The sequence below is a fragment of the Streptomyces sp. NPDC008137 genome (assembly GCF_042957035.1).
Lineage (GTDB): Bacteria > Actinomycetota > Actinomycetes > Streptomycetales > Streptomycetaceae > Streptomyces.
In genome coordinates, this window is record NZ_JBIBHN010000014.1 from 97,045 (window position 1) to 113,122 (window position 16,078).

Annotated in this window: 12 protein-coding genes and 1 pseudogene; 7 read left to right on the forward strand and 6 right to left on the reverse strand. The window is 70.2% G+C overall.

Annotated elements, in window-relative coordinates; genetic code table 11:
• Nucleotides 1-68 precede the first annotated feature (68 nt).
• The 3 genes from tap to ACFZBT_RS22640 form a co-directional block, all read right to left on the reverse strand.
• The gene (tap, locus tag ACFZBT_RS22630) at nucleotides 69-2,201 is read right to left on the reverse strand and encodes a telomere-associated protein Tap (RefSeq protein ID WP_391106140.1); all 2,133 of its coding nucleotides are present in this window, start codon (nucleotides 2,199-2,201) and stop codon (nucleotides 69-71) included.
• Nucleotides 2,202-2,315: 114 nt separating this feature from the next.
• Nucleotides 2,316-2,909 (reverse strand): response regulator, encoded by a 594-nt coding sequence (locus tag ACFZBT_RS22635; protein ID WP_391106142.1) that lies wholly within the window; start codon nucleotides 2,907-2,909, stop codon nucleotides 2,316-2,318.
• Complete coding sequence (locus ACFZBT_RS22640) at nucleotides 2,906-7,090, reverse strand: HAMP domain-containing protein (protein WP_391106144.1); 4,185 nt, start codon at nucleotides 7,088-7,090, stop codon at nucleotides 2,906-2,908. Before ACFZBT_RS22640 ends, ACFZBT_RS22635 begins: the two co-directional genes overlap by 4 nt.
• A 316-nt stretch (nucleotides 7,091-7,406) precedes the next feature.
• Between ACFZBT_RS22640 and ACFZBT_RS22645 the strand changes: the two genes are divergently transcribed.
• Nucleotides 7,407-9,239 carry a SpoIIE family protein phosphatase gene (locus tag ACFZBT_RS22645; RefSeq protein ID WP_391106146.1) on the forward strand — a complete coding sequence of 611 codons (1,833 nt, stop codon included), beginning with the start codon at nucleotides 7,407-7,409 and terminating at the stop codon, nucleotides 9,237-9,239.
• A gap of 30 nt (nucleotides 9,240-9,269) precedes the next feature.
• Here the strand turns inward: ACFZBT_RS22645 and ACFZBT_RS22650 are convergent, their stop codons facing one another.
• Nucleotides 9,270-9,620, reverse strand: a complete 351-nt coding sequence (locus ACFZBT_RS22650) for a transglycosylase family protein (protein ID WP_391106148.1) — start codon at nucleotides 9,618-9,620, stop codon at nucleotides 9,270-9,272.
• Nucleotides 9,621-9,857: 237 nt separating this feature from the next.
• On the opposite strand from ACFZBT_RS22650, the gene ACFZBT_RS22655 reads away from it, so the two are divergent.
• A complete protein-coding gene (locus tag ACFZBT_RS22655) occupies nucleotides 9,858-10,529 on the forward strand; it encodes a pyridoxamine 5'-phosphate oxidase family protein (protein ID WP_391106150.1) in 672 nt (223 codons plus the stop codon).
• Nucleotides 10,530-10,797: 268 nt separating this feature from the next.
• A pseudogene (locus tag ACFZBT_RS22660) lies at nucleotides 10,798-11,103 on the forward strand (hypothetical protein); the annotation flags it as partial.
• 187 nt (nucleotides 11,104-11,290) lie between these two features.
• Here ACFZBT_RS22660 and ACFZBT_RS22665 read toward each other — a convergent pair.
• Nucleotides 11,291-11,884 (reverse strand): DUF998 domain-containing protein, encoded by a 594-nt coding sequence (locus ACFZBT_RS22665; protein ID WP_391106152.1) that lies wholly within the window; start codon nucleotides 11,882-11,884, stop codon nucleotides 11,291-11,293.
• Between the two features lie 100 nt (nucleotides 11,885-11,984).
• On the opposite strand from ACFZBT_RS22665, the gene ACFZBT_RS22670 reads away from it, so the two are divergent.
• From ACFZBT_RS22670 to ACFZBT_RS22685, 4 genes are all read left to right on the forward strand, one after another.
• Complete coding sequence (locus tag ACFZBT_RS22670) at nucleotides 11,985-12,788, forward strand: DUF817 family protein (protein WP_391106154.1); 804 nt, start codon at nucleotides 11,985-11,987, stop codon at nucleotides 12,786-12,788.
• 137 nt (nucleotides 12,789-12,925) lie between these two features.
• Complete coding sequence (locus ACFZBT_RS22675; RefSeq protein ID WP_391106156.1) at nucleotides 12,926-13,756, forward strand: SpoIIE family protein phosphatase; 831 nt, start codon at nucleotides 12,926-12,928, stop codon at nucleotides 13,754-13,756.
• Between the two features lie 50 nt (nucleotides 13,757-13,806).
• Nucleotides 13,807-14,817, forward strand: coding sequence for an MASE1 domain-containing protein (locus ACFZBT_RS22680; protein WP_391106158.1), 1,011 nt, complete (start codon nucleotides 13,807-13,809; stop codon nucleotides 14,815-14,817).
• A gap of 39 nt (nucleotides 14,818-14,856) precedes the next feature.
• Nucleotides 14,857-15,009 carry a hypothetical protein gene (locus ACFZBT_RS22685; RefSeq protein ID WP_391106160.1) on the forward strand — a complete coding sequence of 51 codons (153 nt, stop codon included), beginning with the start codon at nucleotides 14,857-14,859 and terminating at the stop codon, nucleotides 15,007-15,009.
• Between the two features lie 226 nt (nucleotides 15,010-15,235).
• On the opposite strand, the gene ACFZBT_RS22690 is transcribed toward ACFZBT_RS22685, so the two are convergent.
• Complete coding sequence (locus ACFZBT_RS22690; RefSeq protein WP_391106162.1) at nucleotides 15,236-15,898, reverse strand: YceI family protein; 663 nt, start codon at nucleotides 15,896-15,898, stop codon at nucleotides 15,236-15,238.
• Nucleotides 15,899-16,078 lie beyond the last annotated feature (180 nt).

Sequence of the window (16,078 nt, forward strand, 5' to 3'; positions counted from 1 at the left end):
CGCAGGTCGTGCCGCCACAGCTCGAACCTGGTGAGGTTGGTCATGGCAACGGTGTCTGTGGTCACGGCCTACTCGCCTTCGTCCATGACGGCGTCGCCGCCCTTGATGTGGCGGGCCGGGTTGAGGCCCTGCTCCATCAGGTCGACCGCCCACAGCATCGACTGGACGCCCTCCAGCTTCGCCAGCCCAGGGGAAGGCCCGAGGCGGAACCCGCCCGGCTGCGGCTTGCCGGACGCCGCGTACGGGAGGAAGGCGAGGGGGCTGTCGCCCGGCGAGGGGTAGACGACGCAGTCGGACAGCACGGCCAGCGGGAACAGGCCCGTCATCCTCGACATGTTGAGCAGCTTGCGGTGCATGTTGACCCGGGCCTTGGAGATGACGGCGGCGCGGATGTCCGGGCGCCAGGTCGGCCGCTCCAGGGCCGGCCACCGCTCCCCCGCCTTGTAGGACCTGCCCTGGGGGCGCTCGCGGAGCTTGCCGACGCCGCCCTTCACCGTCGCCTTGATGGCCGTGAGGACGGCGGCCAGGGCCGGGTCGGTCTGCTTGTGCTGATCCATCGCCGTAAGGAAGGCGTGGTCGTCCAGGTCCCGGGTGACGCCGAGGTCGGCGAGGGTGTCGACGTAGGCCGTCCGCAGCCGGTCGTGCCACGGGTCCAGATAGGCTCCGGTCTCGCGTCGCAGGTACGCCTCGATCGGGTGGACGTCGTAGCCGAGCTCCTGGGCGTAGGCGACGGTGTGCGTCTGGTACCAAGCCGCACCGGTCGGCCGAGTGCCGTCCGGGGTGAACGGGCTGGGCAGGCGCGGGTCCAGCTCCACGTGGGACAGGTCGACCAGCCAGGAACCGGGGATCTTCGGGTTGAACTTCGGTCCGTGGAAGTGGTCCGGGGCGGACAGGCCGACCGTGAGCCGGGCGGCGGCCGCGAGGAACGCGGTGTTCAGATCCAGGCCGACCGCGAAGGGCAGCACGCACTCCTCATCGGTGAGCGTGTCCACCGACCGCACCCACTGGTACGCCTCCTCGTTCAGGAACCCGCCCACCCAGCCGGAGTTGACGACGACGGGGTGTTCGGCGGTGGCCTCCGGTGGCGCCGGGTCCATCGGATCCGTGCCCAGCGAGCCCGGGTTGCGGCCGGACACCCAGTTCCCGGTCGTTTCGTCGCGTACCGCGCGGGTGGGCGGGCGCAGCGCCGTCATCAGCTCCAGACCCGAGACGGCCGTCGACCCGCGCGGGGTGATGACCCGCTGGGCGTACACCCCGAGGACTCGGGCGATGTCGGCCGGCTCCATCTCCGCGACACCGGGCCAGGACCGCTCGTCGAGGGCGTCCCAGGACAGGATCGCCAGCTGCACGCACTGCCGCTCGCGCCCCTGCGCCTTGCGGTAGATCCGCGCCCACGGCCCGAACCCGCGCTGCGTCAGCTGCCACTTCGCCTTCGCCACCTGCTTGACCACGTCGTGATCGCCGGGCAGGCGCAGGGAGCGGCGCTGCTCGTGGCCCTCCAGGCGCTCCGGAAGCCCGAGCTTCACCGCGGCCGCCGCCGTGAGCACGACCAGCGGGTCGGAGTCCTTGCCGTGCCGGTTCAGCTTCGCGGCACCGAGGCCGGACTCGCGCAGCGTCCACTCCACCAGCTCGGGAATCGTGGTCGCCGGGCAGTCCAGCACGAGGCCGTCCACGCCGTACGCGGAGCCGTCACCGTCCAGCACGGCGAGCGGACCGTGCGGGAAGCGCGGATCGGCCGCGGGCTTCGCGGCCCGCTTCGCCGCCGGGGGCCGCGATGTTGTCGCCGGGCGGTCGGCTGGACGGGCGGGACGCTCGGATGCGGCCTGGACGGCGGGCGCTTCCACGGTCGGTGAGGCAGGCACCGGCTTGGGGTTGGCCGGGCCGGTGAACGTGGGCGGCGCCTCCATCTGCGGAGTGGCGGCCTGGGCGGGAGTAGCGGCGGGGGCGCCGTGTGCGGGGTACTTCGCCGCCCACCCCTTCAGGAGCCGCTGATAGGCCTCCAGGCGCGGCGACTTCGGCTCGGAGCGGCCGTTCTCGTAGTTCTTCACCGTCTGCGTCGACGTCTTCAACGCGGTCGCGAGACGGGCCTGGGTGATGCCGGCGGCCTCACGCAGCCGGGCGCGCTCTACCGGAGGCGGGAGCTGCGGCTCCTCCTCCAGCAGGGCGTCGACCGACGCGAACAGCTCTTCCTCGGATGCCATGCCTCTACCTCCACCCCGACCCTAGCATTTTTTATCTTCACATTTACCCTTTCTTTTAACCTGACTAGTCATGCTTCCGGAGTGCTCTTGCTGGCGGGCGGGTGTAGAGCGCGGCTACTCAGTGGCTGTGCGGCCCAGGAGGAGGGTTCCCACGGCGCGTTCCACCTCTGCGACGCGGTCGGCGAGTGCCGCCATGTCGGGTTCGGGTTGCGGACCGTCGCGCAGGAGCTGTTTGATCTCGGTGAGCTGCTGGGCGATCTCGGTGAGCCGGTCCGTGTCGGTGCCGGTGGCGCGCATCGCCAACTGGCGGGTCTTGCGGTGCAGATCGAGGAAGACGGTGACCTTGGTGCGCAGGACCCAGGGGTCGACCGGTTTGGCGATGAAGTCGGCGGCGCCGATGGCGTATCCCCGGTAGGCGTAGTCGGCACCCCCCTCGGTACCGGTCACCAGGATGATGGGGACGTCCTTGGTCTGGTCGAGGCGTTTGATGTTGGCCGCGGTCTCGAAGCCGTCCATGCCGGGCATGCGGACGTCGAGGAGGACGACGGCGAACTCCTGGCGCAGCATGGCCTTCAGGGCTTGCTCTCCCGAGCGTGCGCGGACCAGATGCTGGTGCAGTGGGCCGAGTACGGCCTCGAAGGCGATGAGGTTCTCCTCCATGTCGTCGACGATGAGGATGCTGCACGGGTTGGCCAGGTCGGTGTTCATCGTGCGTCCTCGGGCGGATCGTCGGCGGTGTCGTGAGCCGGTGGTGGTGGTTCGGGGGCGTCGGCGGTGTCCGGGTCCGGTGCGGGCGAGGGGGGCGGCGGGTCGGTGGGCGGGTCGAGCAGGTCGCAGATCGCCGAGAGCAGGCGGTCGATGTTGACCGGTTTGGGCACGTAGTCGTTGGCGCCGCTGTCGATCGCCTTGTCGCGGTCCTGGGGCATGGCCTTGGCGGTGAGGGCGATGATCGGCAGGTGGGCGAGGCGGGGGGTGTCCCGGATCGCACGGATAGTCTCGTATCCGTCCATTTCGGGCATCATGATGTCCATCAGGACCACGGAGACGTCAGCGGCGCGTTCCAGGACTTCGAGGCCTTCGAGGCCGTTCTCCGCGTAACGCACGGTGATGCCGACTCGGCCCAGCGCGTGGGTGAGGGCGAAGACATTGCGGATGTCGTCGTCGACGATGAGGATGCGGCGGCCCGCCAGGACGCGGCCGGGGCGGCCGCTGAGCCACTCCTTGAGCCGGGTGGTCTCCGGCCAGGTGTCCTCGCGGCCATTGGCTGGTTCGGTGGTCCGGCCGTCGCCCGGCAGGTCGTCGGGCAGGTGATGGGGGGACGTCGTGCCGGGCTCGAGGGCTTCCGTGGTGTCGAGCACGTGCTCGGGCGAGGTGTCCCCGGCGGCCGGCGACGGGTCGGGCTCCGGGGGAAGGGCGGGAGCGGTGCCGACGGTGCGCAGGTCCGCGGGGCCCTGTACCGCGGTGGCGCCGGGGTGCAGAGCGGGGATGTAGAGGGTGAAGCGGGAGCCCACGCCCGGCTCGCTCTCGGCGACGATCTTGCCGCCGAGCATTCCGGCGATCTCCCGGCTGATGGACAGTCCAAGGCCGGTGCCGCCGTACTTGCGGTTGGTGGTGCCCTCCGACTGCTGGAACGCTTCGAAGATCATCGGCAGCTTCTCGGTGGCGATACCGATCCCGGTGTCCCTCACGGAGAAGGCGATGACGGCATCGGCGTTCTTGAGCGTCTCCTCGGTGAAGTGCATGCCCAGCACCCGGCTGACACGCAGCTCCACATGGCCGTCGTGGGTGAACTTCACCGCGTTGGACAGCAGGTTGCGCAGCACCTGCTGCAGACGCTGCTCGTCGGAGTACAGCTCGGCCGGCACGTCCTTCTCCACCGCGATCTCGAAACCCAGGCCGCGGTCGATGGTCAGCGGCCGGAATGTCGCGTGGACATAGTCGAGCAGCTTGATCAGCGGGAGAGTCTTGGGGCGTACGTCCATCCGTCCGGCCTCGATCTTCGACAGGTCCAGGATGTCGCTGATCAGCTGGAGCAGGTCCGAGCCGGAGCGGTAGATGGTCGTCGCGAACTGCACCTCCTGCTCGGCCAGGTGGCCGTCGGGGTTGTCGGCCAGCAACCGGGCCAGGATCAGCAGCGAGTTCAGCGGCGTGCGCAGTTCGTGCGACATGTTCGCCAGGAACTCCGACTTGTACTGCGAGGCGGTCGCCAGCAGTGCGGCCTTCTCCTCGAGTTCGGCGTTGGAGCGCTGCAGCTCGTCGGACCGCTCACGCAGCTCGGAGGTGAGCCGCTGGGACTCCGAAAGCAGTGACTCCGTACGGGCGTTGGCGATGATCGTGTTGGTCGAGACGCCGATCGTGTTGACGAACTGGTCGATGAAGGCCAGATGCACATCGTTGAACTTGCTCAGCGAGGCCAGCTCGATCACTCCGAGCACCTGGTCCTCGAAGAGGATGGGCAGGATGACGATGCTGGCCGGGCGGGCCGTGCCGAGCCCGGAGTTGATGGTGATGTAGTCGGGCGGGACATCCGTGATGAGGATGCGCTTCTTCTCCTGCGCGGCCTGTGCGATCAGCCCGCGGCCCGGGGTGCCGCTGCCGGGCAGCGGGCTGCCCCCGCCGGCCTGGTCGGTGCCGTACCCGGCGATGAACTGCAGGCCCTCACCCGGCGGCGCGCCCGCCTCGGCCAGGAAGAACGCACCGAACTGCGCGTTCACCAGCGGCGTCAGCTCACGCAGGATCAGGTCGGCGACCTCCACCAGGTCGCGATGTCCCTGCATGAGCCCCGCCATGCGGGTCAGGTTCGACTCCAGCCAGTCCTTGGCGCGGGTGGTCTCGCGGAGGTTGGAGACCATGAGGTTGATGTTGTCCTTCAGCTCGGCGACCTCGCCCTGGGCCTCGACCGTGATGGCGCGCGACATGTCGCCCTGGGTGACCGCACTGGCCACCTCCGCGATCGCCCGGACCTGGGTGGTGAGGTTGAGCGCGAGCTCGTTGACGTTCGTCGTCAGGCGCTTCCAGGTGCCGTAGACGCCCTCGACCCGGGCCTGGCCGCCGAGCTGGCCCTCGGAGCCGACCTCGCGGGCCACGCGGGTGACCTCGGAGGCGAAGGAGGACAGCGTGTCGACCATCGTGTTGATCGTGGTCTTCAGCTCCAGGATCTCGCCGCGCGCGTCCACGTCGATCTTCTTCGACAGGTCGCCCTGGGCGACGGCCGTGGCGACCTGGGCGATGTTGCGGACCTGCGAGGTCAGGTTGTACGCCATGAAGTTGACGTTGTCCGTGAGGTCTTTCCACACCCCCGATGCCCCGCGTACCTGGGCACGGCCGCCCAGGCGGCCTTCGGTGCCGACCTCGCGGGCGACGCGGGTCACCTCGTCGGCGAAGGCCCGCAGCTGGTCGACCATCGTGTTCACGGTCTCCTTGAGCTGCAGGATCTCGCCCCGGGCGTCCACCGTGATCTTCTGACTCAGATCGCCCGTGGCGACCGATGTCGTCACCTGGGCGATGTTGCGGACCTGCGAAGTCAGGTTCGACGCCATGAAGTTGACGTTGTCCGTCAGCTCCTTCCACACCCCCGACACCCCGCGGACCTGCGCCTGCCCGCCCAGGTTGCCCTCGGTGCCGACCTCGCGGGCGACCCGGGTGACCTCGCCCGCGAACGCCGACAACTGGTCGACCATCGTGTTGATCGTCGACTTCAGCTCCAGGATCTCGCCTTTGGCCTCCACGGTGATCGTCTTGCCCAGATCGCCCTGGGCGACGGCCGTGGCGACCTGGGCGATGTTGCGGACCTGCGAGGTCAGGTTGTCCGCCATGAAATTGACGTTCTCGGTGAGGTCCTTCCAGACCCCCGACACCCCGCGGACCTGGGCACGGCCGCCCAGGCGGCCCTCGGTGCCGACCTCGCGGGCAACCCGGGTGACCTCGCCCGCGAACGCCGACAACTGGTCGACCATCGTGTTCACGGTCAGCTTCAGCTGCAGGATCTCGCCCCGGGCGTCCACCGTGATCTTCTGACTCAGATCGCCCGTGGCGACCGCCGTGGTCACCTGGGCGATGTTGCGGACCTGCGAGGTCAGGTTGGACGCCATGAAGTTGACGTTGTCCGTGAGGTCCTTCCACACCCCGGACACGCCCGGCACCTGCGCCCGGCCGCCCAGCTGTCCCTCCGTACCGACCTCCCGGGAGACCCGGGTGACCTCGTCGGCGAACGCCCGCAGCTGGTCGACCATCGTGTTCACGGTCAGCTTCAGCTCCAGCAGCTCGCCGGTCGCCTCCACCGTGACCTGCCGGGTCAGATCACCGCGCGCGACCGCCGTGGTCACCACCGCGATGTCCCGCACCTGCGCCGTCAGCCGGGACGCCATCGTGTTGACCGCCTCGGTCACATAGCGCCAGTCACCGGACAACCCCTGCACCGTGGCACGCCCGCCGAGACGGCCCTCCGTACCGACCTCCCGGGAGACCCGGGTCAGCTCGCCGGTGAACAACGACAGCTGCTCCACCATCCGGTTCACCCCGCGCCCCAGACGCCGCAGATCACCGCGGAGCTGGCGCCTGCCGTCGTGGAGCTCGGCGCGCTGCGTCAGATCACCGTCGGCGACCGCGTCCAGGACCCGCGTGGCATTCACGATCGGGACCGACAGCGCTTCCAGCAGCGCGTTGGCGGCGTCCACGCTCGTCGTCCATCCGCCCGCCCCGGGGCTCGCCGCCAGCCGCTCGTCCAGCCGTCCCTGCCGGCCCACCTCTCGGCGTACTCGCTCCAGCTCCGAAGCCAGGTGCGCGTTCCGGGTGGTGATCTGGTCGAACTTGCCTGCCAGCTCCGCGAGAATCCCTTCGGGCACGTCGCCCATACGTACCGTGAAGTCGCCGTCACACAGAGAACTCATGGCCGTCAGCAGCGGACGCAACTCGGCGACGTTCACCCACTCACCCCCCGGGCCGGGCGCAGACGCTCCCACGTCCGCGTAACCGGTCGCAGCGGACTGCCGCTCCCCGGATTCCGGCTCAGTGGAAGCGAGTTCAGAGCGAGCGACAGAATCCATGACAACACACTTCTCTTGGCGCAAAATATGACCACTCACCGATTAGGCTACATTCGTCCTGTACTGGTCCGCAGTGAGCTGGGCAGGAGTTGCCGTGAGGCCACAAGCGGGGTCGCAGACACGACGGGCCTTCGGTCCGCGTTCGACAGCACCAGCACGGATGCATGTACCAGCCAACGAACTGGCGGCCTCGGCGGCACGCAAGTTCGTGCGTGCCGTACTCACCGAACGGACCGCGCCCCACTCCCCCGCGGCGCCGGCGATCAGCGACCGGTCCGTCGACGATGCCGTGCTCCTCGCCGGCGAACTCGTCACCAACGCCGCCGCACACGCCGGGTCCGGCCTCGAAGTGGCCTGTCACCTCGAGACCGGGGAGGCACAGGCCGGTGGCGAGGCCGGCTGGGTGGGTGTCGTGGTCGAGGTGCTGGAGCACGGAGCCGCCCGCCGTACCGGCGGCGCCACGAGCCCGCACAGCCCTGTGCACGGCTACCGCCGGCAGCTCATGCACGCACTGGCCGAATCCTGGGGCGTGACCTGCCGGCGCGACGGGAAGGCAACGTGGGTCCGCCTGGAATGCGCGGCGTCGGCGCCCTCGCTCGCCGGCACCGAGCACCGCGCCGCCGGGCTGCCGGTCGAGGTCGCCCGCCGCCCGCCGCCGCCCCCGGAGCCCGCCCTGCCGCGCGGGCACCCCGGCCACAGAGCCCAGTGGGCCGAACGCGAAGGGCAGTGGTTCCTGGCCGAGGCCGGAGAGCTCCTCGCCGGACAGCTGGACGAGGACATGGTCGCCGCCCTCGCCGGCCAGCTCCTGGTCCCCAGGCTCGCCGACTGGTGCGGCATCTGGCTCACCACCGACCACGGCGGCCTGCGGCTCTCCCGCGTCTGGCACACCGACGAACAGCGCATCCGCACCCTCCGCGGCTCCCTGGAGAAGGACCCCCCGAGCGCCGCACTCCGCACGACCGGCCTCCCCTGGCCCTGGCCGGAAGGCGAAGCCACCCACACCGCAGGCGGCTCCGCCCTGGCCTTCCCGCTCGTCGCAGGCGGCCGGTACCACGGCACGCTCCTCATCGGCCAGGCAGGACAACCCGAACTCACCGACACCGTCGTACGGCTCGTCGAAGACGTCGCCCGCCGCACGGCGCAGGCGGTGGTCACCGCCCGCCACTACACCCGCCAGGCGAGCATCAGCCGCACACTCCAGCGCCGGCAGCTGCCCACCTCGCTCGCCGCCATCCCCGGCATCGACACGGCGATCGTCTATGAGCCCTGGGCTGAGGGCCAGACCGTCGGCGGTGACTTCTACGACCTGTTCCCTATGGGGCGGCACCGGTGGTGTTTCCTCCTCGGCGACGTCTCCGGCCACGACATGGAAGCCATGTCCGTCACCGGACTCGCACGTCACCTCGTACGGCTTCTGGCGCGCGAAGGCCACGGCGTCGAGACCCTTCTCAACCGCCTCAACCGCGCGATGGCCGAGGAAGCCGCCGAAGCCGCCGCACTCCGCGGCGAACACGAAGGCCCCCGCCTGCTCAGCCTGCTCTACGGAGAGCTCGAACCCGACGCCGCCACCGGCAGCACCCGATGCACCATCGCCAGCGCCGGACACCCGCCGCCCCTGCGACTGGCGACCAACGGCACGGTCATGGCCGCCGCCCAGCCCCAGATACTGCTCGGCGTCGAAGAACACACCAACTACCACGCCGACACCATCACCCTGACCCCGGGCGAGACTCTGCTCTGCGTCACCGACGGCGTCACCGAACGCCGCAACGGCACGCACCAACTCGACGACGACAACGGCCTGGCCCGCGTACTCGCCACCTGCACCGGGCTGGGTGCAAAGGCCATCGCCGAGCGCATCCGCCAGACCACCCACGACTTCAGCACTCAGCCCATCGCCGACGACCTCGCCATACTCGTGCTCGAAGCGGTGCCGGTGCTCGGGAGCGACGGAACCATCACGCCCGGCCACCCGCTTGGGCCGCCCTCGTAGGGGTTCCCGCTCCGCGGACCTGCCTTCGCGCTACCCCACCCGCGCGCAGGACCAAGCGGACATCCCCTGCAACGCGGCCAGACGCCTGGCCACAGCGATCTGTTCCTTGCGGGTGGCCAGGTCGGCGCGCGGGGCGAACTTCCGTCCTCCGGCGGCCACCCAGCTGGACTGGGTGAACTGCAGGCCGCCGTAGTGGCCGTTGCCGGTGTTCGCCTTCCAGTTCCCACCGGACTCGCACGCGGCGATGGCGTCCCAGTCGGGCCCGAATCGAGCGGACGGCGCGGCCTCCGCTCGGGTGGCAACGCCAAGTATCACGGCGGCCGCGAAGAGCACGAAGGCCGGACTCGCCCTGCGGCGGCGACAGTCGCGCGTTCTGATCATTTCAACGTTCTGTGACGAAATCATATGTAGACCGTTGCATCACGTGAGATAAGTGGCGAATTGAGAACATGAACTCCTACGCCAAAAGAAGGCAGGCGGACCGCGGTCTCGTCGTCGTCCCCCGAAGTGCCGTGCGAGCGACTGCTCTACCCTCTCCTGCATGGCCGGTGGTGCTTTTTCGGCCTGACAGGTGGCTGATTCAGCCAGCTGTGCCGAGGTGAACCGTCAGGAGGACCGTTGCACCACGATGAGCGGGCGGACCGGCCCGGAAGTCAGGGCGAGCACCAGATCCAACGTGAGTTGGGCACCGTCGGCCGCGCCGACCGGTTCTACGACGAGCAGGTGCTGGACCGGCTCAATCCACGCATGCGGGAGTTCGTGGCCCGCCAGGAGATGTTCTTCCTCGCTACCGCGGACAGCCACGGCGAGTGCGACAGCACGTTCCGGGCCGGCCCGCCCGGCTTTCTCCGGGTACTCGGTGAAGGAGCCCTGGCCTACCCGGAGTACCGCGGGAACGGCGTCATGGCCTCGCTCGGCAACATCCGGGAGAACCCGCACGTCGGCCTGCTGATGATCGACTTCGCACGGGACCGTATCGGCCTGCATGTCAACGGCCGGGCTCGGCTGGTCAGCGACGGCACGATGCGCCAGAGGTATCCCGACCTGCCGGTGGATCCCGTACCGGGCCGTCGTCCCCATGTATGGGTGGAGGTCGAGGTCGAGGAGGCGTACATCCACTGTTCGAAGCACATACCGAGGCTGGTCAGAGCGCCGCTGCGGCAGAACGGCGGCAGGGCGGACGGTTCCGGCGCCGACGGCGAGCAGGCCTGGGGCACCGACGACGTCAAGCGCAAGGGCGGCGACTACTTCGGGGCGGCGGCCCAGGAGCGGGGGCTGGCTTCCCGCTGAGTGTCGGCCGGCCTTGCCGCAGGGAGTCCTCGAGGCGGTTCGGCCATCACCGCCTCGACAGCCCGGCGTGGAGCGGGAAGCGGCCGCCGGCGCCCTGGGGGGTGCGTCGGCGGCCGCGGCCGGGAAGCCCGGTGTGCGTCAGAACGCGGGCATCGCGGGCACGGCCCGGCTGTCGGCGCCGCGGACCTTGTTGATGTTGCCGACGAGGGCGCCGGCCAGCGGGAAGTGGCGTTGTCTAAGGTGGCGTTGGACAGCTTGGTGCGCACTCATGGCCGCCGGCACCCATCTCGTGGTACGCCTCGACGGACGGCTGATCGTCGGCGACAACCGGGTGGCCCGGCGGGCCGGGCAGCGGCCGGGACCTCGTCCAGGGCGAGCAGATCAGCGTCCTCGCGTTCAGCCTCGACGGCCGGGTCCCGGCGGCGAGCGACCGGACCGGGCGGGTCGCGCTGCGGGACGGCCGGCTGCGGCATCGCGCGGGGATCCTGCGGAACGTCTTCCCCTCCTCCCTCGGTGGCTCGCCCCCGAGGAAGTGAGCGCGCTCGCTCTCAGCCCCGACGGGCGCACCCTCGCCGTCGGCGGCGACACCGGCACGCTGCGGCTCTGGGACACCCTCACCCAGCAGCCCCTGGGCGGGCCGCTGCCCACCCCCGGCGAGGCGGTCGAATCCCTCGCCTTCTCGGCCGACAGCAGCACGCCGTACGCCGGCGGGGCGTATGTGCCGTGCATCGCTACACCGTCGGCCCGGAGCGGGCGGTCGATCAGATCCGCGCGGGAGCGCGGAAGGAGAAGCAGGACAGGACCACCGCGAAGGGCCAGACCGACTGGATCGTGGTCACCGCGCGTTCGGCCGCGCCAGGGGCGCCCTCCTGGTGGAGTTCGGCCAGGAACCATGCCGCGCCCAGCGCCATGACGGCGGTCGCCCCCAGGGAGGGAAGGGGCCTCAGGGCCCAGGGCACGGCGTCGCCCCTTCTGGCGGCCAGGAGGGGCCAGACCGCGAGGACGACGAAGCCCACGACGGCGACCGAACCGTGCGTGAGGGAGCCGCCGCTGCTCGGCGCCGGGAACAGGGCCACGGCCAGGGCCGCCACACCCCCGGCCGCCAGGGCCGCTCGTCCCGCGGGCGCGGCCGGGCGCAGTCCCCACGCGGTGAGCAGGTGGCAGATGCCCAGGGCGATGAAGGCGGCTGTCATCACCCAGTAGCTGGAGCCGCCGGGAGCCGCGAGGACGCTGATCGTCTGGGCGGCGGGGTCGTAGGAGGGGCCTTGCAGGGATGCGGACACCGCCCAGCCCATGATCAGCACGACGGGCGCGCAGCCGGACGACAGCAGGACCCATTTCGGAACAGAGCGCACCAGGACACCGTAAAGCGGATCTTCGGCTCCTCGCCCGAGGGGTGGCGGGTGGGAGGGTCGCCGCAACCGGTCGGCGTGCGCCGCCGTCCTACAGGGCACCATGATCCCTTCAGGCTTCGCCGGCTCCTGGGCCGCACCGGTGCGTCAATTGCTCGACTTCGCGTGGACGCAGACGCGTGCCTGCGCGTTCGCCATCGCGCTGCTGTGCGGCGTGGCCGTGTCCACGCTGCCGCCCGAGCTCCCTCTGGCGCGCTACGACCTGCTGGTGGTCTACGGCGTGCTGCTCACGCTGGTGTTCTGGATGCGCGGCTGGGAGAGCGGACGGGACGTCGCCGTCATCGCGGTCTGCCATGTCATCGGCCTGGCCTTCGAACTGGTGAAGGTGTCGCTCGGGTCCTGGAGCTACCCGGAGCCGGCTGTCCTGAAGTTCGCCGGTGTCCCGCTGTACGGCGGGTTTCTCTACGCGGCTGTCGGGAGCTACATCTGCCGTGCCTGGCATCTGTTCGATCTGGAGATCGTGCGCTATCGGCCGCGTGCGACCGCCGCGGTGGCCGCGGCCGTCTACGTCAACTTCTTCAGTCATCACTGGCTGCCCGACGCGCGGTGGGTGCTGGCCGGGCTGCTGGTGGCCGTCACGTTCAGGACGTCGGTGCGCTTCACGGTGCGGGGTACGCGCCGACGGATGCCGCTGGCCGTGTCGTTCGTCCTGATCGGGTTCTTTCTGTGGGTGGCGGAGAATCTGGCCACCCTGGTCGGCGCGTGGCGCTATCCGCACCAGGAGCACGGGTGGGAGCCCGTGGGGGTGGCGAAGTTCGGCGCGTGGGCGTTGCTGATCAGCGTGACCTTCGTCCTGGCGGCGGTGGGCCGACGGGTGGATTCCGGGGCGGGCCGGCCGGTGCGGTGAGCGCGCACGGTGCGCGAGCGCGGGGAGCGCGAGTCGTCGCCGGAGCGCTCGACTGAGTATCATCCTATGGACGCATTTGAGATGTTTTGCCACCCGAGGGTTCTCATCGATCGTGACCACCCTCGCCGGAGTGATCAATGTCCCGCACCGGCACCACGGACGACGGCGACGAGCTGCTGACCAGGCTCGGGGACCTGACGGCCCAGGCGCGAGCGCAGGCCGAGATGCAGCGCTCACGGGTCGAGCTGGCCCTCGCGCTGCAGAGCGACATGCTCCCGCGGGATCTGCCCGTCGCCCGGCGGCTGCACCTGGCCGTGCGGTACGCGCCCGCGACCCAGGGCCTCAACGTGGGCGGCGACTGGTATGACGCCTTCACGCTGGGCGACGGCCGTATCGGTCTGTCCATCGGTGACGTCCAGGGACACAACATCGAGGCAGCCGCTTTCATGGGGCAGGTGCGCGCCGGGTTGCGGGCCCTGGCCTCCGTCACCAGCGAGCCGGGCGAGGTCCTGGCCCGGACCAACGATCTGCTGCTGTCCCTCGGCTCGGACCTGTTCGCCACCTGCACCTTCATGCGGCTCGATCCGTGCGCCGGGGTGCTGGAGAGCGCACGGGCGGGGCATCTGCCCTGCATCTGGGCGACCGCCGACGGCAAGTCCGGCCTCACCGCGGACGAGGGCGGCCCGCCTCTCGGGGTCCAGACAGGGGCCTCGTACCCGGTGACCCGGTACGAGCTCACCACGGGCGGGGTGTTCGTCCTGCTCACGGACGGTGTCGTGGAGGGGCCGTCGATGCCGCTCGAGGAGGGGCTGGACCAGGTGATGCGGCTCGCGGGCATCGCCGTGGTGGCGGGCATGGACGTGGACGCGCTCGCGGCGGCCGTGATCAAGGGTGCCGAGCGGGTGGGGCACGACGACGACGCCGCCGTCCTGGTGGTCGGCCTCGAAGGGCCGGACGCTCAGCCATAGGGCCGCAGAGCCCCGCTCCCGCCTCGCCGACGCGGCGACCTCGGTGTCTGATGGCTGCTGTGGTGGGTAGCCAGGATCTGCGCAAGCCGGTCGTCCTCGCTTTGCAGACGCTGGCCGTCGCCGCCTGCTATTACGTGTCGGGGAAGCTGGGCCTGCTGCGGGAGCTGGTCGTCGAGGGCGCGGTCGTCACCCCCATCTGGCCCCCCACCGGCGTCTCGGTCGCCTTCCTGCTGCTCCTCGGGTTGCGCTGCTGGCCGGGGATCGCCCTGGGTGCCTTCTTGGTCATCGTGTCCATCACCTCCCTCACGCCGTCCTCCCTCGGCGTCCTGGCGGGCAACACGGCGGCGCCCGTCGTCGGGTATCTGCTGCTGCGCCGAGTCGGATTCCGGACCGATCTCGCCCGGCTGCGGGACGGTCTCGCCCTGGTGTTCCTGGGGGCGTTCACGGCCATGCTGATCAGCTCGACCGTGGGCGCCGGGCTCCTGATCGCCACGGGCAAGCTCGACTGGCCGAGCTTCTGGGCCGTGTGGCTGGCCTGGTGGGTGGGCGACGCCATGGGCGTGCTGATCATCACCCCGGTGCTGCTCCTGCTGGCCCGCTTCCACCGGCCCCTGCCCCTGACGCGCTGGAAGGAGGCCTCAGGCCTGGCGCTGATGGCCTGCTGTGTCGTGCCGCTGGCCGCACACAGCTGGCTCAGTCTGCTGTTCCTCGTCTATCCCCTGCTGATCTGGGCCGCGCTGCGTTTCCAGCTGGCGGGCAGCATGCTGTGCGCCCTCTTCGCGTCGATCATGATCACGGTGGCGGCGACCGACGGGACCGGGCCGTTCGAGGGGCTCAGCCGCGTGGAGGTGATGCTCAAACTGCAGGCCTTCAACGGGGCGATGGCCCTGACGGCGCTCATCCTGTCGGCCGTGATCACCGAGCAGATCAACACCCGGCGTTCCGTGGAGCGCGCGTGCCAGGAACTGGTCGAGGTCCTGGAGCACCTCACCGCGGGCGAGTCGGCGGACGGCCGTGCCCCCCTGGAGGAGGGCGGGCCGGGGCGGAGACAGGACGAGTGACGACCCGGCGCACCGTCACCGGAACGCAGGGTGGGCGTCATGGCCGAGGTGGAGGTGCCGCAGCTGCCGGTGTCGCCCGCGCACCGGCCGGCCGGACGGCGGGCGGACGGGCCCTCCCCCGGCCCGTCGGACGAGCGCGTGCCCCGGGCCGAGGTACGCCGCGATCTGGGACTGGCCGGCGACCGCTACTAGGGCTTTTCCTCCTGCGGAGACCCATCAGAACTGCCCTGGGCCCCTGGCCCGCCCACCCGGAACGCGTCGGTGACCACCATGGCCGCGGAGAGCCTCCCGGACGACGCCGGCCATCGGCCGGTGCACGCCGCCGAGCGACGGGGTCCTCACGCTCGGCCCGGCCACGATCCGGGTCGTGACCGGGGCCGACGCCGAGTCGTGAGCCGTACGGCCGCGCGCGGAACGGTCAGCCGGCCGACGGGGCCATGCGGATGGCGGCGATGTCGAGCTGCAGACGCACCTTCTCGCTCACCATCGCACCGCCCTCGGCCAGCCTGCTGTTGTACGTCAGCCCCCAGTCGGAGCGGTTGATGGTGGTGGTGCCGTCGAATCCGGCCCTTTCGTAGCCGAAGGGGTCGGTGACGTGTCCGATGTAGGTCAGATCGAGTACGACGGGGCGTGAGACGCCTTTGATGGTGAGCTCGCCCGACATGCGGAAGAGGTCCGAGCCCGTCTGTTCCACGCCGGTGCTGGTGAAGCGCATACGCGGATAGGTCGCGGCGTCCAGGAAGTCACGGCCGACCAGATGGGCGTCGCGCTGTTCCACTCCGGTGTCGACGCTGGAGGTGAACAGGGTGAGGTCGGCCCGCGAGCGGGCCGGGTCGTGCGCGTCGAAGTAGAGCCGGCTTTCGTACTCCAGAAAACAACCGCGCACCGTCGTCACCATGGCGTGCCGGACGGAGAAGCCGATCCTGCTGTGCGCGGGATCGACGACCCATTCACCGGTGAGGTCGGTCAGACGGGGGTCCGGCAGCACGGCGGTGGGGGATGCCGGTGCGCCGGCCGGGCGCTGTGGGGGGACGGGCGGCGCCTGCCGGCGGGACGACACGACGCGGTTGAACAGGTTCATGATTCACCTAGGTACGCGAGTTTGGTTATTGCCGCAAGTCCCCTTCCGGTTTGCGGCTGTTGAGAACGCACCCCTGACCTTTTTGCCGCCGCTTTGCACAAAATCCACACATGCCTGTCGCCGCGCTTTGACGAAATAACCACCCGAAACTCCATGGAATTTCATTTCGGGCATGTCGGT